Genomic DNA, 25,576 nt, shown 5'->3' with positions numbered 1-25,576 from the left:
CCAGGATCAAGGACTTCCCCCATGCAGCTCAGAGCCGAAGAGATTTCCCAGATCATCAAGAAGCAGATCCAGAACATCGACAAGGCCGCGCTCGTCACCGAGGTGGGCACGGTGCTCACGGTCGGCGACGGTATCGCCCGCGTGCACGGGCTCAGCCGCGCGATGGCCGGTGAGCTCGTCGAGTTCGTGGGCGCGGGCGGCGAGACGCTCGCGGGGCTCGTGCTGAACCTCGAGGCTGACAACGTCGGCTGCGCGATCTTCGGCGACACGAGCATCATCAAGGAGGGCGACTCCGTGAAGCGCACGGGCCGCATCCTCGACGTGCCGGCGGGCGAGGCCGTCGTCGGCCGCGTGGTGAACGCGCTCGGCATGCCGATCGACGGCAAGGGCCCGATCGAGACGAAGGAGCGCCGCCGCGTCGAGGTGAAGGCGCCGGGCATCATCCAGCGCCAGCCGGTCAAGGACCCTCTCCAGACGGGCATCAAGGCGATCGACGCGATGATCCCGATCGGCCGTGGTCAGCGCGAGCTCATCATCGGCGACCGCCAGGTCGGCAAGACCGCCGTCGCGGTCGACGCGATCATCAACCAGAAGGGCAAGGGCGTTCACTGCATCTACGTCGCGATCGGCCAGAAGCTCAGCACGGTCCGGCAGGTCGTCGATCGGCTCGAGTCCTACGGCGCCATGGAGTACACGACCGTCGTCGCCGCGACCGCGAGCGAGACGGCGCCGCTGCAGTACATCGCGCCGTACACTGGCGTGACCATGGGCGAGTACTTCCGCGACACGGGCCGCCACGCGCTCTGCATCTACGATGACCTCTCGAAGCAGGCCGTCGCGTACCGCCAGCTCTCGCTGCTCCTGCGCCGCCCGCCGGGCCGCGAGGCGTATCCGGGCGACGTCTTCTACCTCCACTCCCGCCTGCTCGAGCGCGCGGCGAAGATGGCGGACGTCGTCTGGGTCGTGAAGAAGGGCACGCCGGCCCCGCCCCCCGGAGACCGCGACTACCGCGGCGCCGACGGCAAGATCCACATCGGCGAGCAGGGCAAGGAGTCGTCGCAGCACAGCTTGAAGGAGATGGGCAGCGACTACGAGATCATCAAGGACAAGTGGTCCGGCGGCTCGCTCACCGCGCTCCCCATCATCGAGACCCAGGCGGGCGACGTCTCGGCGTACATCCCGACGAACGTCATCAGCATCACGGACGGGCAGATCTTCCTCGAGGCGGACCTGTTCTACTCGGGCGTTCGTCCGGCCATCAACGTCGGCATCTCGGTCAGCCGCGTCGGCGGCAGCGCGCAGATCAAGGCGATGAGGAGCGTCGCGGGCACGCTGCGCCTCGACCTCGCGCAGTACCGCGCCATGGCGGCGTTCGCGCAGTTCGCGGGCGACCTCGACGAAAAGACGCGCAAGCAGCTCGAGCGCGGCGCGCGTATGGTCGAGATCCTGAAGCAGGGCCAGTACGTCCCGCTCTCGGTCGAGAAGCAGGTGCTCATCATCTACGCCGGCATCAACGGCTTCGTCGACGACCTGCCGGTCGAGGTCCTCGGTCAGTTCGAGGAGGAGCTCTACAAGTACGTCGAGTCGAAGCACGCGGGGCTCTTGCCGGCGATCGCCGAGAAGAAGGCGCTCGACGACGAGCTCAAGAAGCAAATGAACAAGGCGATCGAGTCCTTCAAGAAGACCTTCGTCCCCGGCGGCAAGTCGAAGCCTGCCGTCGAGGAGGAGGAGGCCGCCGAGGCCCCGAAGGCCGAGGCGAAGGCCACGAAGAAGGCCTCGAAGAAAGCGAAGTAAGCCGTGCCTTCGCTCAAAGCGATCCGCAAGCGCATCACCAGCGTCCGCTCGACGCAGAAGATCACGCGCGCGATGAAGATGGTCGCCGGCGCGCGGCTCAACCGCGCCCAGCAGCGCATCACCGAGCTGCGCCCCTACGCCATCAAGACGCAGGAGGTGCTCGCGGCGATCACGCAGTCCGCCCGCGCGCAGAGCGCGCAGGACGGCGCCTCTCAGGAGGCCGAGGTCGTCCTCGAGCGTCCGCTCCACCCGCTGCTCGTCGAGCGCCCCGAGCGCCGCGTGATGCTCGTGATCCTCACGAGTGATCGTGGCCTCTGCGGCGCGTTCAACACGAACATCAACAAGCGCGCCGAGCGCGAGTGGAAGAGCCGCGTCGAGCAGGGGCAGGAGGTGACCATGAAGGTCATCGGCCGCAAAGGCCGGGACTACATGAGCCGCCGCAACGCCCCGAACCTCGGCTATCTCCCGGGCGTCTGGGAGAAGCTCGCCCTCGAGACGGCGCAGCGCGTGGGCAAGGAGATCCTCGCGCCCTTCCTCAAGGGCGAGGTCGACAGCATTTACGTCATCTACAACGAGTTCAAGAGCGCGGTGAGCCAGCAGGTCGTGGTCGAGCGGCTCTTGCCGGTTCGTCCGCTCTCCGAGAGCGAGCAGGCCGAGGCTTCGAACGCGACCGAGTTCATCTTCGAGCCGACCCGCGAGGCGCTGCTCGACGTGCTCTCGCCGATGTACGTCGACATCTCGCTCCTGCGCGCGCTCTACGAGTCCATGGCGAGCGAGTTCGGCGCGAAGCTCACGGCCATGGACGCGGCCACGAAAAATGCGAAGGAAATGGTCGATCGCCTGACGCTCCAGTACAACCGCGCGCGCCAGGCCGCGATCACCAAGGAGCTCATGGAGATCATCGGTGGCAGCGAGGCGCTGAAGGACTAGGTCCTTCCTCGTCCGCCATTACGTAAGCGAGAGGGCGCGCTGCTCGGACGAGCCGAGCCGCGCCCCACGCCGACGCCTCCCGAACTCCCGAGCCTCTGCCGTGGGCATCCTCCTCCCCATCAACCCCGAGCACCCCGAGCCTCGCAAGATCCGGCGCGCCGTCGAGATCCTCGAGAAGGGCGGCGTCATCGCCTACCCGACGGACACCGTCTACGGGCTCGGCTGCGACCTCTTCAACAAGCAGGCGATCGAGACGCTCTACCAGATCAAGGGGATGCAGCGAGACAAGAACCTCGCCTTCATCTGCCCGGATCTCTCGGACATCTCGCGTTACGCGATCGTCGAGAACGCGGCCTACCGCGTGCTCAAGCGGTTCTTGCCCGGCCCGTATTGCTTCGTGCTCCAGGCGACGCGCGAGGTGCCGAAGATCGTGCAGATGAACAAGAAGACCGTGGGCATCCGCGTGCCTTCGCACCCCGTCACGCAAGCGATCGTGCGCGAGCTCGGCCGGCCCATCATCAGCACGACCGCCGCGCCTCCCGGCGAGGACCCGATGGTCGATCCCTGGGAGATCAAGGAGCGCTTCCCCGCCCTCGAGCTCATCCTCGACGCTGGCGGCGGCGGCAGCCTGCCCACGACCGTCGTCGACCTCAGCGCAGGCGACGTGAAGATCCTCCGCGAGGGCGCTGGTCCCGTCGACGAGCTCGTTTGAGCTCAAACGATCGCGGAGACCTCAGAGCTCGGTGGGGTGGTACTCCTCGCCCGTCGGGATCGGGACCGGGATGACGGGCAGCGTGTCCTCTGCTTCGCCCGTCTCTGCGTCCGCCTCGCCGTCCGGCGCTGCGTCGACGCCCGCGTCGGGCGCGGTGTCCTTCAGGAAGACCTCGTCGAGCGCGCTCTCCTGCCCCTCGTAGGCGAGCAGGCCCGTCTCCGGATCGATCAGCTTGTGCTCGATGCCCGCGGGCTCCGTCGGCGCGCGCTTCGGCTTGCCCGCGTGCGCCTCGCGCATGAACTCCACGAACGCGGGCAACGACGCGACCGCGCCCGTCTCGCCCGCGCCGAGCGGCGCTGCGTCGTCGAAGCCCGTCCACACCGCGCACGCGATGTCCATCGAGTAGCCGACGAACCACGCGTCCTTCGATGCGTTGCTCGTCCCGGTCTTGCCGGCGATCCACCGATCGATCGCCTTCGCGCGCGTGGCCGTGCCTCGCTCCACCACGGTCCGGAGCAAGCTGTTCACCAGGAACGCCTCCTCCTCGGAGAGCACGCGCGCCGGATCCGGCTCCGATGCGAGCGGGATGTCGACCCCGTTCGGCCCCGTGATCCGCATGATCAGCCGCGGCTTTTTGTACTCGCCGCCGGCGGCGAACGTCGCGTACGCCGCGGCCATCTCGCGGGGCGTCACCTCGTAGGCGCCGAGCGCGAGCGACAGATCCGGGCCGAGCTTCGACGTGATCCCGAGCTCCTGCGCGAAGGCCATCACGTTCGCGGGGCCGAGCTCCTTGATCGACCACACCGCGGCCACGTTCACGCTGTGCGCGAGCGCCTCGCGCAGGCGCGCCGGGCTCTTTCCTTCGCTCTCGTCGTAGTTGTTCGGCTGGTAGCCCGAGAGCGCGAGCGGGTTCGTCTCGAGCAACGTGGCCGGCGTGAGCCTGCGCGTGTGCAGCCCGTACGCGTAGACGAACGGCTTGAACGTCGAGCCCGGCTGCCTCCTCGAGAGGCTCCGATCGAGCCCGCCGCGCACGCCCTCGTAGCCGCCGACGAGCGCCACGATCTCGCGCGTCGCGACGTCGATCGCCACGAGCGAGGACTGCGGCCCGAGCTCCAGCCGCAGGCCCGCCGGCTGCGCCTTCTCCTTCGGCGTCGGCTCGGGGACCGGCTCGTCGTGCGTCTCGGGTCCCTGGCGTGGATCTGCGGCGTGCGCGGCGGCCTCCTTCGGATCGACGAGGCTCACGCGCAGCACCTTGCCGACCTTGGCGAACTGGCTCGGCCGGAGATCCTTCGGGTTGTACCGGCTCTTTCCGCGCAGATCGACCGCGCCGGCGAGCGAGCCGATCCGCACGAAGAGCAGGCCCGCCGCGTCGTCGTGCCCCGTCACCACGCCCGCGTACACGCGATGCCCGCTCGTCTTCGGCGCGCCCTCGAACGCAGGCGGCTCCTTCTTCCCCGGCGCGAGCGGCGCGACCAGCTTGTGCCGCTTCAAGTACCCGTCGAGGCTCGCGCGCACCGCGCCGCGCGCCTTCGACTGCAGCGTCGGATCGATCGTCGTCGTGATCGTGTAGCCGCCGCGGTCCGCGTCTTGCCCGACGAGCGCGCGCAGCGTGCGCTTCGCCTCCTCGACGACCTCGGGCGCGAGCTCGCGCATCTCCTCCTGCGCGGGGGCGAGGTTCACCTCCTCGGCCCGCGCGGCCTCCACCTCTTCGGCCGTCGCGAAGCCCTTCGCGAGCATCTGCCCGAGGACGTACTCGCGCCGCTTCTTCGCGCGCTCGAGGCTCACGCGTGGCGAGTAGATGCTCGGCCCCTTCACGATCCCCGCGAGCAGCGCCGCCTGCGCGAGGCTCGCGTCGCGGATCGACTTGCCGAAGTAGTAACGGCAAGCCTCCTCGATCCCGTAGCGCCCGTGCCCGAAGTAGATGTGGTTCAGGTAGAGCCCGAGGATCTCGTTCTTCGTGAGCTCCTGCTCGATGCGGCGCGCGAGGATGACCTCCTTCATCTTCCGATCGAACGTGCGCGCCGAGGTGAGCAGCACGTTCTTCACGACCTGCTGCGTGATCGTGCTCGCGCCCTGCCTCGCCTTCGCGTTGCGCAGGTTCTTGTAGAGCGCGCGCAGCATGCCCGGATAGTCGAGGCCCTGGTGCTCGTAGAAGGACGCGTCCTCCGCGGCGAGCGCCGCGTGACGCACGTGCGCGGGCAAGGACTCGACGTCGACGATCGTGCGCCGCTCGACGAAGAGCTCGCCGAGCACCACCTGACCGTCCCTCGCCATCACCCGCGTCACCTGCGGCGGCCGGTAGCTCTTCAGCTCCGCCGTCGACGGCAGGTCCGACTCGTAGTGCCGGATCGTCAGCGCGACGCCGAGCATCGCCGCCGCCGCGAGCAAGACGACCGCGATGCCGAGGCCCCGCGCCCAGCGCTTGATCGCTCGCTTGCGCCTGCGCGCCGCGCGGCGCTTCTCGCGCTCCTCGGGGGTCTCGCTCTTCGCTTCGTTCGCGGGCGCGGGCGAGCTCTTCCGAGCGCCTTCGCCGTTCTGCTCTTCGGAGGGGCGATCGGCCGGCATGGCTTCAGGTCTAGAGAACGCCGAGCGCGCGCGCCATCGTCCGCTACCGGAGCAGCTTGAGGACGACGACGGCGAGCAGGACGCCGACGATCAAGAAGCCCACGGCCACGCCGACGAGCATGAGCGTCGACGGCGCGCCCTTCGTGGCGACGGGCGCGGGCGCGGGCGCGGACCTCGACGGCGGCGCCTGGATGCGCAGCGACGACGGGCCCTCGTTGCTCCCCGACTTGAGCTGCGGGCGGACCGAGTGCGGCGACGGCATCGGGCGCGGCGACGACGCCGGGTTGCCCGTGCTCGTCATCGGGTTCGCGCGGTTGCCCGTGCTCGTCATCGGGTTCGCGCCGTTTGGCTTGCGGTTCGAGGGCGCGCCGTCCATCGCGACCGGCGCGCTTCCTCCCCTGCGTGACGACGCGGGCGGCGCCGCGGGCGAGCGCTGCGACTCCGGCTTCTGCTCCGGCATGTGCGCGACCTCGGCGTGCGAGCGCGACGCCTTCTCGAGCACCTCGAGGCTGCTCGCGGGGAAGAGCCCGGAGAAGCCCTTCCCTCCGCCCGGCGCGTACGGCTTCAGCGCGTCGGCGAAGTCTGCGGCGGTCGTGTAGCGATCCTCGGGCCGCTTCTCGAGCGCCTTCGCGATCACCGCGCCGAGCCCCGGCGGGAACGTCTTTCCCGCCACGCGCGTCTCGAGCGCGAGCGGCGGCTTCGTCACGTGGTGCTGGATGAACTCCATCGGCGTGCGCGCGTCGAAGGGCAGCTTGCCGGTGAGCATCTCGTAGAGGATCACCGCGAGCGAGTAGATGTCGCTGCGCGCGTCGAGCGGTTTGCCCTGGGCTTGCTCGGGCGACATGAACTCGGGCGTCCCGAACACCATGCCCTCCTGCGTGAGCATCACCGAGCCCGGACGCAGCTCGCGCTCGGTGACCTTCGCGAGGCCGAAGTCGAGCACCTTCGGGAAGTCGCGTAGACCTCCGTTGGTGGACAGGAAGATGTTCTCGGGCTTGAGGTCGCGGTGGACGATCCCTTGCGAGTGCGCCTCTTGCAGCGCGCCGCAGACCTGGATGAGCACCGGGATCGCGCGGTCGAGGGACATCGGCCCCTCCTTGCGCACGATCTGGTTGAGGTTTTTCCCCTCCAGGTACTCCATCACGATGTACAGCGAGCCGTCCTCGAGCTCGCCGTAGAGCAGCACCTTCACCGTGTTCGGGTGCGTCAGGTGGCTCATCGCGCGAGCTTCGCGGCGGAACCTCGAGACGAGGTCTTTGCGGTTCGCGAGCTTCGGATGGAGGATCTTCACGGCCACCATCCGGTTCATCGCCGGTTGCGCGGCCTTGTAGACGGATCCCATCCCGCCCGAGCCGATCTTCTGCAGGATCTGGAACTGACCGCCCAGAATGTCTCGGCCGATGTTCGGGTCTTGCGGGCGCATCGGAGCTTCAGCGCGAAAATATCACCTCGCCGGCCTCGCTCGTCCATGACAGCCTCACTTCAGGCGAGGAAGATCCGTGAAAAGCCTGAATGGAGAGCAGGCGTCCCAACGCCCCACGCCAACCGGGGATTCCACGAGCCCCCCTGCCCAAGGTGCCGTGACGTCACCCCACGAGGCCGCGCCAAGCCCCGTTTTTTCAGCGCTTCTCGACGCCGATGGCTTCCGCCACGCGTTTTTCACGCGGAAAGGTGGGGTCAGCCGTGCCCCGTACGACTCCCTCAACGTGGCCGCCGCCGCCACCGGGGACGACGCTTCCTCCGTGCAGGAGAACATTCGTCGTTGCGCCGAGGCCCTGGGTGTGCCCCTGCCGCGCCTCTACATCCTGAGCCAGGTCCACGGCACCGACGCCCACATCCTCGACGGCACCGAAGACCGCGACGAGGTCGTCAAACGCCTCGGCGACATCACCGCCTCTCGTATCCCCGGCGTCGCGTGTGGCGTGCGCTCCGCCGACTGCGTGCCCGTCCTCCTCGCCGATCGGAGGAGCGGCGCCGTCGTCGCCGTGCACAGCGGATGGCGCGGCACCGTGGCGAACGCGGCGGCCGCAGGCGCGCGTGTCCTCTGCGAGCTTTCGCCTTCCCCGAGCATCGTCGCGGCGATCGGCCCGCACATCGAGCCGTGTTGCTTCGAGGTCGGCGACGACGTCGCGGCCTCGCTCGCAGGGGCCTCGAGCGCCGGCGCGAGCGTGGTCGATCGCAGCCGCGGCCGCGCGCACGTCGACCTTCGCCGCGTCGTGCACGCGCAGCTCGAAGCCGCGGGCGTCGAGCCTTCCCTCGTCGACGACGTCCGCGGCTGCACCGTCTGCGATCACGAGCGCTGGTTCTCCTACCGGCGCGACGCCGCGAAGAGCGGCAGGCTCCTCTCGGCGATCGTCACGCGGGGTTGATCAGCCGTTCGGCGTGAGGACGATCTTGCCGCTGCGGCCTTCACGCTCGGCGTGCGTCACGGCGTCCTTGATGCGATCGAGCGTGTACGTCGCCTCGACCGGCACGTCGACCGCGCGGCTCGCGACGAGGCTCGCGAGGCGCCTCCAGAGCACGCGTAGCTCCTCCTTCTCGATCGTCGCGAGGTGCGACGAGAGCCAGAAGCCACGCAGGTGGATGTCGCGGAAGACGAGGTCGTTCGTCGCGATGTGCCCCGGCTGTCCGCTCAGCATGCCGAAACTCACGACGGTGCCGCCGCGGCCGAGGCAACCCGCGATCCGCGTCGTCGCGCCGCTCGCCACCGCGTCGAGCCCGAGCTGGATCGACGCGCCGCGTGTCGCCGCCGTGATGCGCTTGCCGAGCTCCGCGCCGTCGACGAGCACCACGTCCGCGCCGAGCGCTCGCAGCGGCGCGCACTGCGACGCGCGCCGCACCACGTTCACCGTCTTGATCCCGCGCTCCTTCGCGAGCGTGACGATCCACCGGCCGATCGCGGAGTTCGCCGCGTTCTGCACGAGGAAGTCGCCCGGGTTCAGGGTCACGAGCGCGGTCAGCAGGAAGTGCGCGGCGAGCGGGTTCAACGTCGCCATCGAGAGCTTCTCCGCGGGCACGTCCTCCGGCGCTGGGATCACGTCCTCGGCGAGGACCTTCACCCGCTGGCGCCACGCGCCCGCGCCCATCGGCAAGAGCACGCGCATGCCTCGCTCGACGCCGGTCGCGCCGGGGCCCACGTCGATCACGCGGCCCACGCCCTCCTTGCCGGGGATCGTCGGCAGCCGCGGCAGCGCGCCGTAGAGGCCGGACAGGATGAGCAGGTCCGACGGGTTGATCGGGGCTGCCTCGACCGAGACCGTGATCTCACCCGCGCGCGGCGGCTCCGGCTCGGGCACCTCGAGGTAACGGACCACCTCGGCCGGGGGCCCGAACGCATCGACTCGAATCGCCTTCATGTCTCGCTAAAAGGGCCGCTTCTTCAGGTCCTTGACGTTGACGGGCGTGGCGCCTTCGGGCTGGTCCTTCATGAGCCCGCGCAGCACTTCCTTCACGTCTCTTTGCGGCGGCCGTGGTTCGTCCGAGAGGGGGTTGGGGGAGAGGGGGGTCGGGGTGTTCGAGGACGTGGCTCGGCTCGCCCGAGCGTCGGGCGGCCCCTTCGTCTCGCCGAGCTGCGACGCGGCCATCGAGCGCTGCAGGAGCACCTGCGCGATCTTGCGGTGGTAGGCCTGGCGCGTGTTCTGGAGCAACGACTCGTACGCCGTGTCCTGCACGAGCACGTACTTGAACGTGTACGTCGCGCGCGGGATGCGGCCGCGCTGGTAGAGCACGTCCGCGTCGACCAGCCGATCGAGCTCGCGCTGCAGCGACGTCGGATCGATCGGCGAGACGGCCTCGATGAGGTCGTAGGTGAACTCGCGGCCGAGGATCGCGCCGAGCTGCGCCACGCGTTTGGCCGAGCCGAGCCGATCGAGGCGCGCCATCAGCGAGTCGCGCAAGGTCGCGGGGATGGCGAACGCCGGCAGCGGGCCCGTGAGCTCGTAACGACCGCCGCGCTCCTCGAGCAGCCCCGACTCGAGCAGCATCTTCGTCATCTCCTCGACGAAGAGCGGCACGCCGTCGGTCTTCTCGACGAGCTGATCGAAGACCTCCGAGGGCAACTCTTTCCCCTTCGTGATCTCCTCGACCATCATCTTCACGCGCTTCGGCGTGAGGCGGCTCAGCGTCACGGTGCTGACGTGCGAGCGCGCGGGCCACGGCGGGACGAACCCGGGCCGCGCCGTGCCGAGCAGCATCGCGCTCACGGTCGGCAGGTCGTGCACGATGTCGCCGAGGATCGCGAGCGTCGCGGGATCGGCCCAGTGCAGATCCGCGAACATCACGACGAGCGGCCTCTTCCGCGCGAGCGTCTCGATCGCGGTGAAGAGCACCTCCTGCAGCTTCGCGCGTTGATCGTCCGCGGGCATCGTCGTCGGCGGGTAGCGATGCCAGACCGGCAGACCGAGCAGCGAGCCGAAGAGCGGCATCACCTCGGGCAGCGCGTAGCCGTAGTGCGTGAGCGCCCGCTCGAGCTTGCTGATCTTGTCCTCGGGGCTGTCGCGGTCGACCAGCACGAAGAGCTGCTTCACGAGGCCCGCGATCGGGAAGAGCTGACGATCCCGCATGTCCTGCAGGCATCGGGTCTCGACCCAGGTGTGCGGCGAGGCCTCGAGTCGGTCGCGGAACACGCGCGTCAGGCGCGACTTGCCGATGCCCGCCTCGCCCGAGATCAAGAGGAGCTGCCCCGAGCCCTCCTCCACGCGCGCCCAGCGATCGAGCATCAGCCCGAGCTCCAGATCGCGGCCGACCATCGGCGTGAGCCGGCCCGTGGTCATGCCTTCGATGCGGCTCTTCGCGCCGCTCTCGTCGCTGACCTGGTACGTCTCGACCGGCTGCGGATAACCCTTCAGCGTGCGGATGCCGAGGCCGGTGCAATGGTAGTAGTTGCGCACGAGCCGGTAGGTCGTGCCGCTGATCAGCACCGTGTTGCGCCGCGTGAGGTTCGCCAGGCGCCAGGCCATCGACGGCGTCGCGCCCGCGATCGCGGCGGGCTTCTGCCCCTGGTCCTCCATGATCTCCCACGTCAGCACGAGGCCCGTGTGCACACCGACCCGCACGTCGAGCAGGGGTTTGTCGTGGCGGCTGTTCAGCTTCTGCGCCGTCTCGACGACCTCGAGCGCCGCGCTCACGGCCCGCCGCGCGTCGTCCTCGCGCGCGATCGGATAACCGAAGTACGCGATCTGCCCCTCGCCGAGCGGCTGCGCGGTCTGGCCTTTATAGGCCTTCATCACCTGCGCGAAGGCCTCCTCGTACTCCTTGATCGAGTCGCGCAGCTTCTGCGGATCGAGCTTCGCCGTGTTCTCCGTCGAGGGCAGGAGCTCGTACGAGACGATCGTCAGTTGCCGCCGCTCGCCCTCGGGCAGCAGCGTGCCGCTGTCGGCCCGGAGCACGGTCCCGATGCCCACGTGCAGCGGCTCCGAGCCCTTCGGCCCCGGGATCGGCGTCACCGCCCCGGGCTGCGCCTTCGCCTCGGCCTCGGCCTTCGCCTTGGTCTTCTCGGCCTCGGCCTCGGCGACCTTCTTCATGTGGTGCCGCGACCGCGACGAGGGGCGCGTGTGCGTGCGCTCTCGCTCCGATCGCGGCACCGCGCCCGAGGGCATCGTCGCCGGCGGCGGCGGGTTGCTCGGCGTCGACGGAAGGTGCTGCGGACGGAGCGTCTCGGCGTGTTCGGTCAAACGCCGCGGGTCGTCGGCCTTCGGCGCCTGGCCCGTGAGCACCGTCCGGTGCACGTCCGCGGCCCTCTCCGGCGGCCCGATCCCGAGGCACTCCGCCAATGCCTTGACCTGATCCCAGACCGTGGCGAAGCGCTTCTTCGGGTCCCGATCACACGAGCGCAAGAACCACGCGTCGAACGCCTTCGGCAGGCTCTCGTCGCGGACCGACGGCGCCTCCATCGGACGCGTCAAGATCTCGACGAGCAGCTCGGCCATCGTGTGGGCCTTCCAGTAGACGAGGCCCGTGAGCAGCCGGAAGGCGATGAGCCCGAGCGCCCACATGTCCGCGGGTGGCCCGACGCGTGGCGTGTCGCCCGTGGCTTGCTCGGGTGGCATGTAGAGCGGCGTCCCGAGCACCGCGCCCGTGCGGGTCAGGCGCGCCTCCTCGATGTTGCCCTCGTCGCCGGCCATCTTGGAGATGCCGAAATCGAGCACCTTCACGATCACGCGGCCGTCGTAGTGCTCGTGCAGGAAGATGTTCTCGGGCTTGAGATCGCGGTGCACGATCCCGAGCGCGTGCGCCTTGGAGAGCGCGTCCGCGACCTGCCAGTAGATCCCGACCACCTCGGAGGCGGGCACCTTGCCCATGCGCTGCACGTAGGCTTCGAGATCCGAGCCGCGGAGCAGCTCCATCACGAGGAACGGCGCGTTGCCGAGCTCGGGCGCCACGTCGGCGTCGATCACGCGCACCACGTGATCGCTGCGGATCCGCGCGGGCAGCCAGGCCTCGCGCTTGAAGCGCTTGACGAGCTTCGCATTGGTGCCGACGTGCGCCTGCAGCACCTTCATCGCCAGCTCTTCGCCGGTGTACACGTGCTCGACGAGGTACACCGTCCCCATGTTCCCCTCGCCAATGGGGTGAACGACGCGATATCGCGAGGCGATGAGCTCGGGGATCTTCTCCGGCAGCATGGTCAGCGACGCCCACCACACCGGGCGGCCGGCCGGGTTTCTTCGGTCCCGTACGCGTGCGCATGGCAGGCGGCACTCGACGCGCGCGGCGTGGGGACGGGGAGGAGCATCCCGAGCATGGTATTCTGCCTCTTAGCGCCTTACCAGCCTTCTACATGCGATCGTTCGCGCCTCGCGCGCGCTCGCCTTACGGAACGTCGGTCATTCGGGCGCCTCTGGTCACGGTACTTTCCACGCTCCTCCTGGACGAACGCCCACCGTTTCTCCGTACCGATCCATCGGATCGTCGTCCTCTGGATCGATCGCTCCATTCTTGGCCGCCGGGGTCCTCGTCAAGGTAGTGTCGTGTCGTACGCGACGGGAGGATCTCCTACATGAAGAACGAACGACGCAGGAAGCGGAGCGAGATGGTCCAGGAGGCGGCGAGCCTCTATCTCGAAGCCGTGATCGAGAGGAACCGGATCAAGGCCATGGCGCTCGCGAGTGACGAGGGGCTGCTCGTGGCCGGGGCCGGGGACGGGTACGACCACGAGTGGCTCGCGGCGCTCGGCGTCGTGACGGGCGAGCCCCATTTCGACGGCATGATCGCGGAGATCACGCGCGGCGAGGGCATGGTCTCGTTCGACGTGCCGGTCCACGGCCGCACGCTGCGCCTCTCGGCGGTGGGGAAGTCGCCGCCCTCGCTCGAGGACGCGAGCGCCGCGCTTTCGCGTATCTTCGCGCCGCTCTTCGGGGCGAGCACGCCGGTCGTCGCGACTTCCTGAGCTCGCTCCCTTCCTGGTACGTTCGGGTTCGTGCTTGCCCTCCGCTCGACCTCGACGTTTTTCGCGTTTGTCGCCTCCCTCTTCGCCGCCGGCTGCGCGCCCGCGCTCTCCAGCATGCAGCCGGCGCACGTGGCGCCGAAGGGTCACGTGCAGGCCGAGCTCGGCATGGACATCTCCATCCCGACCGGCCCGATCTCGGACGTCATCGACGTCGCGACGACGATCGTCGACTACGCCGACGATCGCGAGCTCACCCAGCAGGAGGTCGACCAGATCTACGACGCGGCGGGTGGCCTCGTCCTGAACCCGCCCTCGGTGACGCCGCATATCGGCGTCGGCTACACGCCCGTCGACAACCTCGAGGTCTCGCTCCGGTTCGCCACGAGCTCGCTGCGCCTCGGCGGCCGTTATCAATTCCTGAGCAAGGCGAAGCACGGCATCGACGCCTCGGCGGGGCTCGGGGTCGGTTATTACATCCTCCCCATGCCGCTCGGCGATACGCTCCAGATCGTCGAGCTCGAGGATTTCACGCGCTGGCAGATCGACGTCCCGATCGTCTTCGGCACGCACGGGAACTGGTATCGGCTCTGGGGCGGTCCGCGGTTCATGTACACGAATTTCGGCACGTCGCTGCGGCTCGCGATTCCGGAGATCGTGGGCGAGGCGATCGCGGCCCGCACCGAGCTCGCCTCCTTCGGGGGACACGCGTTTTACGTGGGCGCGCAGGGCGGCGTGGCCGTCGGCTACAAGCACGTCTTTTTCGGCTTCGAGCTCACGCTCGTGCAGCTCGTCTCGAACGGCACCCTCGAGGTGCTCGAGCAGACCGTCCGCGAGCTCGATCATTCGAGCTTCATCGTGTATCCGGCGCTCGGATTCATGGGCGAGTTCTGAAGTGCGTCCTCCTCGCGCGGGGCTAAGATGTCCCGCGCGCCGGCCCGCGGCGCCCCCGAGGAGGGAGAGGGACCATGATCGATCTCCACTACTGGCCCACGCCGAACGGCCGCAAAGTCACCATCATGCTCGAGGAGGTGGGCCTGCCCTACCGGATCGTCCCGGTGAACATCGGGCGCGGCGAGCAGTTCTCCCCCGAGTTCCTGGCGATCAGCCCGAACAACCGCATGCCCGCGATCGTCGACCACGACCCCGAGGGCGGCGGGGCGCCGATCAGCGTCTTCGAATCGGGCGCCATTCTGGTCTACCTCGCCGAGAAGACCGGCCGCTTCCTGCCGAAGGACACCCGGGGCAGGGCAGAAACAATCCAATGGCTCTTCTGGCAAATGGCCGGGCTCGGCCCCATGGCCGGACAGGCGCACCATTTTCGCATCTATGCGCCCGAGAAGATCGAATACGCGATCGATCGTTATACCCGGGAGGTGAACCGCCTCTATGGCGTCATGGACAGGCGCCTCTCGGATCGCGAATACCTCGCCGGCGAATACTCGATCGCGGACATGGCCTCCTGGCCCTGGGTCGTCCCGTGGAAGGCGCAGGGGCAAAACCTCGACGATTTCCCGCACCTGAAGCGCTGGTTCGAGGCGATCCAGGCCCGCCCGGCCGTGGAGCGCGGCCGGGCCGCCGGCCGCGAGCTCGTGCAGGACCCGAGCCAGACGATGGACGAGCAGGCGAAGAAGATCCTGTTCGGTCAGTCCGCCGAGACCGTGCGTCGCTGATGGGAGGGGAGGCTCAGACCGCGGGCTCGGCCGCGCGTTTGGCCAGGTAGTCGATCAGATCAATCTTCGAGATGATGCCGACGACCTTCGTGCCGTCGGTGACGATGGCGACGCGCGCGTCGTTCAAGACGCCCTTCAAGAGTTCGACCTTCGTGTCGACGGTGACCGTCGCGTATTCGCTCTCGATGAGCTCGGCGATGTGCGAGTCGAGGCTGCCCTTGCCCGTCACGAGGTGGCGGAGCAGGTCGACCTCGTGCACGAGGCCGCAGAGCTTGCCCTCGTCGACGATGGGGATCTGGCTGATGCCGTGGGTCTTCAGCTTGCTGATCACCTCGCCGACCCGGTCCTGCGGCCGCGCCGAGACGACCTCGCCGAGCGGCTTGCCCGCGAGCAGATCACGCACCGTGCCGAGGCTCTTCTCCTCCTCGAGGAAGCCGTTCGAGCGCATCCAGTTGTCGTTGAAGATCTTGCCGAGGTACTTCGAGGCCGCGTCGGGCAGGAGGATCAGGATGTTCTCCTTGCGCCCGCTCTGCCGCGCGTACTTGAGCGCGCCCGCGACGGCCGCGCCCCCGGATCCGCCGACGAACAGGCCCTCGAGGCGCACGAGGTCGCGCGTCATGAGGAAGCACTCCTTGTCGTCGACGCGGATGACCTCGTCGAGGATCTGCAGGTTCATCGTGCTCGGGAAGAAGTCCTCGCCGATGCCCTCGACCTTGTAGCTGAAGGGCTTCGTGATGCGGCCCGTCTTGACGAAGTCGTAGTAGAGCGAGCCGACGGGATCGACGCCGACGAGCTTGATCGAGGGCTTCTTCTCGCGCAGGTACTTGCCCGTCCCGCTGATCGTGCCGCCCGTGCCCATGCCGGCGACGAACACGTCGAGGTCCTCGCCGACTTGCTCCCAGATCTCGGGGCCCGTCGAGAGGTAGTGCGCGCCCGGGTTCGAGGGGTTGTGGTACTGGTTCGCGTAGAAGCAGTTCGGCGTCTCCTCCGCGATCCGCTTGGCGACCTGGTAGTAGCTGCGCGGATCGTCGGGCTCGACGGCCGTGGGACAAACGACGACCTTCGCCCCGAAGGCGCGCAGGGTGTCGACCTTCTCCTGCGACATCTTGTCGGGCATCACGAAGACGCACTTGTAGCCTCGGACGGCCGCGTTCATCGCGAGCGCCGCGCCGGTGTTGCCGCTCGTCGCCTCGACGATCGTGCCGCCCGGCTTGAGCCCGGCCGCCTCGGCGTCCCGGATCATGTTGATGGCGACCCTGTCCTTGTGGCTCCCGCCGGGGTTCAGGTACTCGCACTTGACATAGATGTCGCTCTCGATCCCCTCGGTCACCTTGTTCAGCTTGACGATGGGAGTCCGACCAACGGCCTTGGTGATGTCACTCAGGGCGCCTCGCATCATGGTGCACGTTTCTAGTAGGCCCCGGGTACCGATACAAGCGTTGTCGGGCAGGCCCGCGCGCACCCGAGCGACATGACCTGCGCCCGGCGGACGCGAAATCGTGCCCCGATCGTGGGCGAAGGCCTTACCCTCGTGCGGGTGGCCCGAGGCGCCCCGAGCGCGCGAGGTGACCCATCCATCGTCATGGCGGCGCGAAAGAGTCCCGCGAGATACGAGCTGTTCGCCCCCGCCCGCCCCGCCCTCGGCGCGCCGGTGAGCCTCTTCCGCGCGCTCGATCGCGAGACCGGTCGGCCCGTGGCCTTCAAGATCCTCCGCGGCGCCACGCGTGATGACGCGGCGCGTTTCGCGCGCGAGACGAGCATCCTCGCCACCCTCGATCACCAGGCGATCGTGCGGTACCTCGACCACGGCACGACCGAGGCGGGCGAGCCGTTCCTCGTCATGGAGTGGCTCGACGGCGTGACGCTCGCCGAGCGCCTCGCCGAGCCGGCGCCCCTCGGGCTCGCCGCGTCGATCACGATCACGACCCGCGTCGCCGAGGCGCTCTCGGCCGTCCACGCGCTCGGGATCGTGCACCGCGACGTGAAGCCGGAGAACGTCCTGCTCGTCTCCGGCAGGCCCGACGACGCGCGCCTGCTCGATTTCGGCATCGCCCGCGCCACGAGCCCCGCGCGCGCCTTGACCTGCGACGGCCTCGTCATCGGCACGCTCGGGTACATGGCCCCCGAGCAGGCGCGCGGCGACGGCGAGGTCGACGCGCGGACGGACCTCTTCGCGCTCGGCTGCTTGTTCTTCGAATGTGTCGCGCGGCGAAGGCCCTTCTCGGGGCAGGCCCTCTCCACGCAGCTCCACGGGGCCGCGCCGCGCCTCTCGACGCTCGTGCCGGTCGTGCCACCCGCGCTCGACGATCTCGCAGCGCGGCTGCTGCACGACGACCCCGCGGAGAGGCCGCAGAGCGCGGCCGCGGTGCTGCGCGCGCTCGCCGCGATCGACGTCGAGGCCGAGAGCGCGGAGCGACCTCCGGGCGCGCCGCCTGCGCTCACCGAGCGCGAGGTGCGCACGCGTGACGTCGCGGCGGCGCGGCTCTTCGGCGAGGCCGAGGGCCTGCGCGCGCCCGCGCCTTTCGTGGGCCGGGAGCGCGAGCTCGGCGTCCTGGTCTCGGCCCTCGAGGCGTGCGTCGAAGACGTGTCGCCGCGCGCGGTGCTCGTGACGGGTCCGCCGGGCATCGGCAAGTCGCGGCTCGCGCGGGAGCTCGTGCGCGAGGCGTATCGCCGCGGGATCACGGACGTCTCGATCACGCAGGCGGGCCGCGTGGCCGGAGGTGCCTCCTCGGCCGACTGCACGACCGTGCTCTCCGCGGCGCGCGACGGGCGCCCCGCGGTGCTGGTCGTCGACGATCTGCAGGGCTGTGATCCGCGCTCGGTCGACAGGCTCGGCGACGTGCTCTCCGAGCTCCACGATCGCCCGCTCCTCGTGCTCGCGCTCGCGCGGCCGGAGCTCTTCGACGAGTTCGGCCCCGCGGCCGGGGCGACCTTCACGCAGGAGCTGCCGCTCGCGCCGCTCTCGCGCAAGGCCGCGGCCGAGCTCGCGCGTGTGCTGCTCGGTGATCGGGCCGAGCCCGCGCGTGTCGACCGCCTCGTCGAGCGCGCGGCGGGCCTGCCGCTCGTCCTCGAGGAGCTCTCGCGCGCCGAGCTCGACGGGCGCGGCGACGAGCTGCCGGGCTCGGCGCGATCGCTGCTGGAGCGGCGCATCGGCGGGCTCGACGCCGAGGCGCGGCGCACCCTGCGCGCGGCGAGTATCTTCGGCGACGTCTTCTGGTCGGGTGGCCTCGCGGCGCTGCTCGGCCACACGCGCACGACGACCGAGAGCGGCAGGCTGCGCGTGCTCGTCGAGCGTGGCTTCGTCGTGCCGCGCGAGGGCAGCCGTTTTCCCGGCGAGCAGGAGCTCGCCTTCCGGCACACGCTCGTCCGGGAGGCGGCCTACGGCATGCTCACCGACGCCGATCGCGCGCTCGGGCACCGGCTCGCCGCCGCGTGGCTCGCGCAGAAAGGCGAACGTGACGCCGTCCTCGCCGAGCATTTCCTCCGTGGTGGTGACGAGGCGCGGGCCGCGTTTCACGAAGAGCTCGCCGAGCGGGCGACGCGGGCCGAGGATGGCTTTCGTCGCGCGCCCCGACGCTGGTAACATCGTTCGTGATGACGGACGTGCACGGCAAGCGGCAAGCCCTCCTCGTCGCCGTAGCCGGGAAGCCGGAGTCGGTGCCTCGGGTCGTCTCGCCCCTCTCGCGCCTCGCGCGCGCCGCGAAGATCGTGCCCACGACCGCGGCGGAGGTGCTCCGTCGCGCGCCGGATCTCGTGGCGAAGCTCGGCGCCGAGGGCGGCTGCCTCGTGCTCGGCGAGGACGTGCCCGAGGACGTGGCGCGCGCGCTCGTCGCGGCGGCTCGAAGCGGCCGTGGCGCGGCGCGGATCGTCGCCCCCGCGGCGCTCGCGCAGGCGCTCTCGGACACGGCTTCGGCGGACGTGATCGACGCGGGCGCGCTCGTGCTCGAGCCGATGTTCCTCGCGCTCGTCGAGGAGGCGCGGCGCGCATCGATGGGCGCGCTCGTGGGTTTGTTCGTGCGCTCGCCGGCGGGGCGACGTGTCCGGCGCGCGGCCTCGACGCGTACGCCTTTCCTCGACGGCGCGCGCCTCTCGTTCGTGCTCTCCGAGGACGTCCTCGCGCGGATCACGCGCCTCGCCGCCGGTCCGTTCGCGCTCGCGGAGCAGGTCGTCCCGGGCGCTTCGCGGGCGCTCGAGGTGACGGAGGTCGTCGCGCAAGGAGGCGCCGATCGGATCGTGTGTCACGCGCGCGTGGGTGAGGTCGTGGTCGAGGTCGACCTCGACGAGGAGATGCAGGGCGAGGGGCCGCTCGAGGTCGAGGCCGTCATGCGCCGCGGCAGCCTGGTTTGTCGGTGGAGCAAGCAGGGCGCGTCGCTGACGCGAAAGGCGCCCCTGCGCGACGGCCCCGTGCGGCTCGACGTCGTCCCGAGCCCCCTCGAGGTCGCGACGCGCCACGCCCTCGCGGCGCCGCGATCGGCGGACGTCCCTTCGCCGGCCTCGCTCGCCGGCGCGGAGGCGTCCGTCACGGCCGCGCGCGCGAGCCTCGAGCGATATGCGACGCGCGGGGCGAATCGCCCTCTCGAAATGGTGCTCGTGCACGTCCCGCGATATCGCAACAGCTACGACGAGCTCGAATTGCCCTCCCTCGCGGCGGCGCGGCTCGCGGCGTTCACGCGCGGCCACGGCTTTCTCACCCGTATCTTCGATCTGCAGATCGCGCACGCCGACGACCCCCTCGATTGTTTCACGGACGACGCCGCCGTCGACGGCTGGCTCGCCGGCGCCGAGAGCCCTCGGGTCGCCGCGGCGGCCGAGCGCATGTGGGATTCGTTCGGCCCGGAGCTCGTGCGCGCCGCCGAATCCGGCCGCCGGGCCCTCGTCGGGTTCTCGATCGTCGATTACTTCGGACATTTTCAGATGAACATCGCGGCGAGCCTCGCGCGGCTCGTCAAGGAGCGGACGGGTTTTCCCACGGTGCTCGGCGGCGAGCGGGACCAGGTCGACGGTGATCGCGCGCTCGCCACCCCGAACACCTTCGATTACGTGGTCGACGGCGACGGCGAGGTCCCGCTCCTCGGCCTGCTCCACCTCGAGGCGTATCGTGATCGGCGCGCGGCCGACATCCCGGGCGTCTGGTCCCGCGAGGGCGAGAGCGTCACGAAAAACAAGCTCATCCGCTCGCACCTCAACGCCATGCCGCGCCCCGATTTCGACGACGTCCCGTTCGAGCTCTACCGCGGCAAACCCACCGAGCGCCTGCTCGCCGCCCTCGCCCGGGACGGCCTCTACCAGGGCGAGCCGATCGAGCCCTTCGCGTATCTACCTTATGGATTCGTGAAGGGCTGCACGGCGAAATGCGAGTTTTGCAGCGCGAAGGAGTGGCTCGACGTCCAGTCGCCCGAGAAGACCGCGGACGAGCTCATGGCCCTCGCCGAGCGGTACGGGGTCCGGGACTTCATGTTCCTGAACAACCTCGTCAACGTGAGCCCGCGCCTGCTCGAGCGCCTCTGCCGCCGCCTCGTCGATGCGAAGGCCGGCCTGCAATGGACCGACTCCTGCCGCCCCACCGACATCTCCGCCGAGCTCGCCGCACTCATGCGCGAATCCGGCTGCCTCTTGCTCAATTACGGCGCCGAGAGCGGCAGCGACAAGATCCTCGAATTGATGAAGAAGGGCCTGCTCGCGCGGGACATCGTCGAGACGCTGCGGAGCACGCACAGGGCGGGCATCATCAACCGCGTCAATTTCATCGCCGGGTATTTCCACGAGACCACGGAGGACGTCGACGCGACGATCCACCTCGTGGAGACGCTCGCCGAGGAGATCGACATCGTCGGGTGCTTCCAGGGGTTTTACCTGTTCCCCGGCATGGGCGTCGACCCGGAGAAGGCCGGCATCGTCCTGCGGCCCGCCTTCGACCGGCTGAAGACGGGGCAGGTGACGCTCGCGTACGACGAGATCGGCGGATTGAAATGGGAGGACAAACGCGACGTGATCGACGCCTCCCGCAATCGAATCCTCGTCCGCATGGAGGAGCTCGGCATCCGGACGCTCGACAAGATCAACGAGTACGATCTCTTCTGGATGTCCCGCAGGTACGACAAGGCGACCGTGACGAAGTATCTGCTCGAAGTGCCGCCGCGGCCCGTGGGGCGGCGCAATCAGGCGCCGGTCGCCCCGGGCGGGCAACGAGGCCGCGTCGATGGCCCGGCCGGAGGCGCGGGGTACCTCGGCTGAGGTTTACTCTGACAAACGGTCGAACGGTAGCAATACGCCGAGCCGCGGCGAGGTTCGTCCGAGGCGCCGCGTGAAGGACGCGCCACGCACCTCGAAGGCTCCTTCCGTGCAGGCGAGCGTGCCGCCGCCCTCGAAGAGCGCGCCGAGGAGCTTGCGGGTGAAGAGCTCGCCCTCGGCGTCGAGCGGCGCGGGGGCGGGGAGGAAACACGCGGATTCGAACGTGATCGAGGCCTCGCCCACGCGCGCGCCTTCGAGCGCGACGGCGCGCGCCTCGTCGAGGTAGAGGACCGGGCGGGCGAGCGCGCGGCCGAGCGCTTCGGCCTGCGCAGACGGGAGCGCGGCGAGGACACGCGCGGCGGCGGTGATCGCCCGCTCGCAGCCGAACGAGCACGGGGTGAAGGGGACGACGCGCCGCACGGCGACGTCGAGCAGCGGATGAAAACGCGCCTGAAGCGCGCGCGTCCGCGCGGCCGTGACGTACACGAGCGCCGCGTTGTTCCGCCGATCGGCGAGCGCCACGAACGCGGCCGCGCAGCAGGGCGGATACCCGAGCAGCTCGCCGATCGCGAGCGCGTTCCGGGACGAACCCTGCTCCCAGAGCGAGGCCGCCCGCTCCGCGAGCGCCGGGTCTGTCGAGAAAAACGCATGCACCGTGGCCTCGCCGGTCGCGCCTTCGATGCGCCGCCCCGTCGCGCCCTCGACCACGAGCGGCGACGCCTGCGTCCGCGCGAGGGCCATCGCGGCGCCCGCGTGCCGCGCCCGCGTGGCCTCGAGCGAGCGGGCGGGGACGACCAGGTACAGCACGGGTTTGTCCCCGTTCGCGAACGCCACCTCCTCCAGGTTCTCGGACAAACCCGGCACGGGGGTATCGATCGGCAGCGGCGCCGCGGCGCGCGCGGCCTCTTCCCAGGCAGCGTCCACCTCGAGCCCGATCGCCGCCGAACACGTGGCGTCCCCTGCCGCAGCCTGCACGGCCGCTTCCCACGCACGGGCCTCGGGCGCGCCCACCTGCACGCGCTCGTTCGCCGCGCGCACCCGCCCGTATCCGCGCGCGTCGTCGTGCACGAAGAGCTCCTTGCCGAAGCTCCTGGCCCGCGCGGCGAGCTCCTGCTCGCGCGCCTCGCCGAGGGCGCCGCGACGCACGATCACGCGTGGCACGCCGCGCTCGAGGCACAGGCTCGCGCGAAAAAATCCTTCGTCTCCGCCCGAGGTCACCACGGCCGCGCGTGGGTCCTGCGCGAGGAGCGCCTCGATCGCTGCGAGGCCAGCGCCTTCGGGTTCGGCGAGCACGTCTCCGTCTGCCGCCGCGAGCGACACTTCGCCTTTGCCGAGGAGGATGACGGGCCGAGCCACCCGGTGTAGCCTACGGGCTTCCGGGCCCCGATGCGATCCTTGCCGCTCGTTCGCGAGGCGGGTATGCCGCCCCCTTCTTTGCCCGCGCCCGACGCGCGTGGGGAAGGCGTGCTCCCGGCGGCCGTCCTCAGCCTGCACAGCCATCGGGATCGGTCGTTCCTCGACGACGTGAGCCTGCACCACATCGCGGGCGCGATGCGCGCGGCGGGGCTCTCCGGCGACCTCGTCGTCGCGCACCTGCCACGCGGCGCCGAAGTCGAGCCGAATGCAGCGTGGGACGCGCTCGTCCGCGCGCTTCGGGCCTACCCGACGATCCTCTACGAGCGGCTCTGGAGCGCGGCCATCGTCGAGCGGCTCGCCCGCGCATTGCCCGAGGCCACGTTCGTCCGCCTGATCGGCGAGCACGACCTCTCCGACGCGCCGGCGAACCACGTTTGTCCGGCGGAACCTGCGTCCGTCGTCGCGCTCCTCTCCGCGCTCGCGGGCCGGAGACCTCCGGAGGGGCCGCCGCCGCGTTATGCGCCGCTGCTCCGGCCCGTGTACGCGACGCCCGACGCGCGGCCGCGCTCCCCGTCGTTCCCGATCACGGGCAACACCGGCTGCCCCTACCAGGCCGACGCGCGGCAGAACCCGCTTTATGCGGGCACGACGATCCCCGAGGGGGCGGGGAAGGGCTGCGCGTTCTGCACCACGGGCAACCATTACGAGCACAAGTCGCGGGACGAGGCCCTCGCCTGGGCGCTCCAGCAGCTCCGGTATCTGCGCGAAAACGCGCCGGAGATCGAGGCGCTCGTCCTGCGCGATCAGAACCCGTTTTATTACCTCACCGAGCTCGTCGAGGCCGCCGAGGCCGAGAAGCTCGGGCCCTTCACGCTGCTCATCGAGTCACGCGCCGACTGGTGGCTCCAGAACGCGGCCCGCTTCACGCGCGCGCTCGCCTCCGCGCGTCGCTCGTCGATCCGCCTCGCGCCTTTCCTCGTCGGCGTGGAGAACTTCTCGCAGCCCGAGCTCGATCGCTTCAACAAAGGCGCGACCCAGGAGACGCTCGTCCGATTCCTCGACGCCCTGCGCCGCTGGAACGCCGAATACGCGCCCGCGATGGACCTCTCGCACGCGGCGTTTGGCTTCATCCTCTTCACGCCCTGGACCACGATGGAGGACCTCCGGACGAACCTCGACTGCATCCGGCGCACCGGCATGCACGAGCTCCGCGGTCACCTGCTCCTCTCGCGCGTGCGGCTTTATCCCGACACCGCGCTCTACTGGCTCGCCGAGCGCGACGGGTTGCTCACAGGCGCCTACGAGAGCCCCGAGGACGACGCGAGCGCGCGTTATGGGTATCTGCCCTCGCGGCCATTTGTGTTCCGGGACAAACGCGTGCGCCGCGTCGCCGAGCTCGCGGCCGAGAGCATCCGGCGGAGCGGAGGTCGGGACGAGCTCACGCTCTTCGAGACGCTCCTCGCGCTCGTCTCGTCGGCGGCCGATCCGGAGCTCGTGACGGCCTCCGACGTCGAGCGCGCGATGGCCTCGAAGGGCCGCGCGCGAGGTCGGGACGTCGGCGAGACGAGCGGCGTCGCCTTCCGGGATCCTCCGAGCGTCGAGGCCGAGGCGGCCGAAAAAAAACGCGCGCTCGTTTCGGCGCTCGTGAACGCGCCCTCGCTGCCCGTGCAGCTTCCCGCGTTCGGGCTGTCGCTGCTCGACGTGAATGCGGACAAACATCACGTCGAGCTCGTCCTCGGCAAGCGGGACCCGATCGCGCGGCTCCGGCTCGGCTGGGACAAGGCCGCGGGCAAGGCCACGGTGGAGGTATGTCCGGACATACCCGAGGCCACGCGGTGGGCGAAGGCGTTCGAGGCGATGGCGGCGCGGCTCGTCGTTTCGACCACGAAAGAGCGGTGGGAGCGCGCGTCTTCGATCGGAAAAGAGCTCGCGCGGCTGCCCGTGGGCGTGCCGCTCGGGTTTTTCCGGCAGATCGTCGCGGGCGTGGAGCCGCCCGAGGGGATCGTGCGGACGGGCTTCGGCTGCAACCAGGACTGCGGCATGTGCTGGCAGGGCCGCGATTGGGGGCGCTACGGGCCCGAGCAGGTCGTTCGATGGATCGAGGATTTATGGGCGGCCGGCGCGCGTTCGCTCATCGTCTCGGGCGGCGAGCCCATGCTCGACCCCGAGCTCATTCGTTACGTGGAGCGGGCGCGCGCGCTCGGTTTTGCCGGGGTCACGCTCGAGACGAACGCCATCCAGGCGAGCAAGCCGGGGTATGCGGCGCGCCTCGCGAAGGCGGGCGTGACGCAGGCGTTCGTCTCCCTCCATAGCGGAGATCCGGCGGTCTCGGACGCGATCACGCGAGCGCCCGGCACGCACGAGCGCACGGTGCGGGGCATCCATGCGCTGCTCGACGCGGGCATCCCGGTCGCCTTGAACGCCGTGACGACGGCCGAGGGCATCGAAGAGCTCGGCGGCCTGCCCGATTTCATCCACGACACCTTCGGCCGGCACCCGGGCCTGCTGCATCTCATGATCTCCTACCCGACGATGCCCTTCGATCGTTCGCTCGTCGGGACGATCGTGCCGGAGCCCGCGCGCCTGCGGGCCGCGCTCCGGCGGGCGATCGATCGCGCGTTTGTCCTGGGGATCGTGGTGCGCGGGCTCGACGGGCCCTGCGGGCCGCCGCTCTGCGCTTTCGACGCCGACGAACGTATCCTCTCGGGCAAACCCATCCCCGGGCCGGTGGAGTTTCGCCGGAAGGTCCCTGCGTGCGACCGTTGCGCCGTTCAATCGGCGTGCTTCGGGGTCCGGCACGAGGACGTGAAGCTCTTCGGAGAAAGGTGTGTCGCGCCGATCGAACGCCGTTCGTCCGCGGCGACGTGAAAGGAGGGGCCGCTTTTCGGGGCGGCCCCGATTTCGTGGTGGGTTTTTATCAGCGAGGGAGCG

General features: G+C 69.9%; 16 protein-coding genes. 10 read left to right on the top strand and 6 right to left on the bottom strand.

Annotation, left to right across the window (positions count from 1 at the left end; translation table 11 throughout):
* Positions 1-21 precede the first annotated feature (21 nt).
* From atpA to GF068_RS13100, 3 genes are all read left to right on the top strand, one after another.
* Positions 22-1,794 (top strand): F0F1 ATP synthase subunit alpha, encoded by a 1,773-nt coding sequence (atpA, locus tag GF068_RS13110; protein ID WP_153819680.1) that lies wholly within the window; start codon positions 22-24, stop codon positions 1,792-1,794.
* A gap of 3 nt (positions 1,795-1,797) precedes the next feature.
* Positions 1,798-2,724 (top strand): ATP synthase F1 subunit gamma, encoded by a 927-nt coding sequence (gene atpG / locus GF068_RS13105; protein ID WP_338046361.1) that lies wholly within the window; start codon positions 1,798-1,800, stop codon positions 2,722-2,724.
* Between the two features lie 100 nt (positions 2,725-2,824).
* Complete coding sequence (locus GF068_RS13100; RefSeq protein WP_338046360.1) at positions 2,825-3,436, top strand: L-threonylcarbamoyladenylate synthase; 612 nt, start codon at positions 2,825-2,827, stop codon at positions 3,434-3,436.
* A 21-nt stretch (positions 3,437-3,457) separates the two neighbouring features.
* Here GF068_RS13100 and GF068_RS13095 read toward each other — a convergent pair whose 3' ends face one another.
* Both GF068_RS13095 and GF068_RS13090 read right to left on the bottom strand, forming a co-directional pair.
* Complete coding sequence (locus GF068_RS13095) at positions 3,458-6,001, bottom strand: penicillin-binding protein 1A (RefSeq protein ID WP_153819679.1); 2,544 nt, start codon at positions 5,999-6,001, stop codon at positions 3,458-3,460.
* A gap of 43 nt (positions 6,002-6,044) precedes the next feature.
* Positions 6,045-7,424 (bottom strand): serine/threonine-protein kinase, encoded by a 1,380-nt coding sequence (locus GF068_RS13090; protein ID WP_240806843.1) that lies wholly within the window; start codon positions 7,422-7,424, stop codon positions 6,045-6,047.
* A gap of 157 nt (positions 7,425-7,581) precedes the next feature.
* Here GF068_RS13090 and GF068_RS13085 point away from each other — a divergent pair, with 157 nt between their 5' ends.
* Positions 7,582-8,370 (top strand): purine nucleoside phosphorylase YfiH/LACC1 family protein, encoded by a 789-nt coding sequence (locus GF068_RS13085; protein WP_338046359.1) that lies wholly within the window; start codon positions 7,582-7,584, stop codon positions 8,368-8,370.
* On the opposite strand, the gene GF068_RS13080 is transcribed toward GF068_RS13085, so the two are convergent.
* Positions 8,371-9,357, bottom strand: a complete 987-nt coding sequence (locus GF068_RS13080; protein WP_153819678.1) for a zinc-dependent alcohol dehydrogenase family protein — start codon at positions 9,355-9,357, stop codon at positions 8,371-8,373.
* 6 nt (positions 9,358-9,363) lie between these two features.
* Complete coding sequence (locus tag GF068_RS13075) at positions 9,364-12,624, bottom strand: protein kinase domain-containing protein (RefSeq protein ID WP_153819677.1); 3,261 nt, start codon at positions 12,622-12,624, stop codon at positions 9,364-9,366.
* A 374-nt stretch (positions 12,625-12,998) separates the two neighbouring features.
* Here GF068_RS13075 and GF068_RS13070 point away from each other — a divergent pair, with 374 nt between their 5' ends.
* The 3 genes from GF068_RS13070 to GF068_RS13060 all read left to right on the top strand — a co-directional run bounded on the left by GF068_RS13070 (position 12,999) and on the right by GF068_RS13060 (position 15,058).
* Positions 12,999-13,388: a hypothetical protein gene (locus GF068_RS13070; RefSeq protein ID WP_153819676.1), complete on the top strand. Its 390-nt coding sequence runs from the start codon at positions 12,999-13,001 to the stop codon at positions 13,386-13,388.
* A 30-nt stretch (positions 13,389-13,418) separates the two neighbouring features.
* Positions 13,419-14,279 (top strand): hypothetical protein, encoded by an 861-nt coding sequence (locus GF068_RS13065; protein ID WP_206079464.1) that lies wholly within the window; start codon positions 13,419-13,421, stop codon positions 14,277-14,279.
* Between the two features lie 74 nt (positions 14,280-14,353).
* Entirely contained in the window at positions 14,354-15,058 is a 705-nt protein-coding gene (locus tag GF068_RS13060; RefSeq protein WP_153819675.1) for a glutathione S-transferase N-terminal domain-containing protein, read from the top strand.
* Between the two features lie 13 nt (positions 15,059-15,071).
* Here GF068_RS13060 and GF068_RS13055 read toward each other — a convergent pair whose 3' ends face one another.
* A complete protein-coding gene (locus tag GF068_RS13055) occupies positions 15,072-16,457 on the bottom strand; it encodes a cystathionine beta-synthase (RefSeq protein ID WP_153819674.1) in 1,386 nt (461 codons plus the stop codon).
* A 183-nt stretch (positions 16,458-16,640) separates the two neighbouring features.
* Here GF068_RS13055 and GF068_RS13050 point away from each other — a divergent pair, with 183 nt between their 5' ends.
* Positions 16,641-18,641 (top strand): serine/threonine-protein kinase, encoded by a 2,001-nt coding sequence (locus GF068_RS13050; RefSeq protein WP_170319455.1) that lies wholly within the window; start codon positions 16,641-16,643, stop codon positions 18,639-18,641.
* 11 nt (positions 18,642-18,652) lie between these two features.
* Complete coding sequence (locus GF068_RS13045; protein WP_153819672.1) at positions 18,653-21,292, top strand: B12-binding domain-containing radical SAM protein; 2,640 nt, start codon at positions 18,653-18,655, stop codon at positions 21,290-21,292.
* Positions 21,293-21,295: 3 nt separating this feature from the next.
* Here the strand turns inward: GF068_RS13045 and GF068_RS13040 are convergent, their stop codons facing one another.
* Complete coding sequence (locus GF068_RS13040; RefSeq protein WP_153819671.1) at positions 21,296-22,645, bottom strand: hypothetical protein; 1,350 nt, start codon at positions 22,643-22,645, stop codon at positions 21,296-21,298.
* Between the two features lie 63 nt (positions 22,646-22,708).
* On the opposite strand from GF068_RS13040, the gene GF068_RS13035 reads away from it, so the two are divergent.
* Positions 22,709-25,513, top strand: a complete 2,805-nt coding sequence (locus tag GF068_RS13035; RefSeq protein WP_170319454.1) for a radical SAM family protein — start codon at positions 22,709-22,711, stop codon at positions 25,511-25,513.
* Positions 25,514-25,576: the final 63 nt, after the last annotated feature.

Origin of the sequence: Polyangium spumosum, from assembly GCF_009649845.1 — a bacterium.
GTDB lineage: Bacteria > Myxococcota_A > Polyangia > Polyangiales > Polyangiaceae > Polyangium > Polyangium spumosum.
The sequence above is the reverse complement of the archived record's forward strand: the minus strand, read 5'-3'. Positions and strand labels throughout refer to the sequence as shown.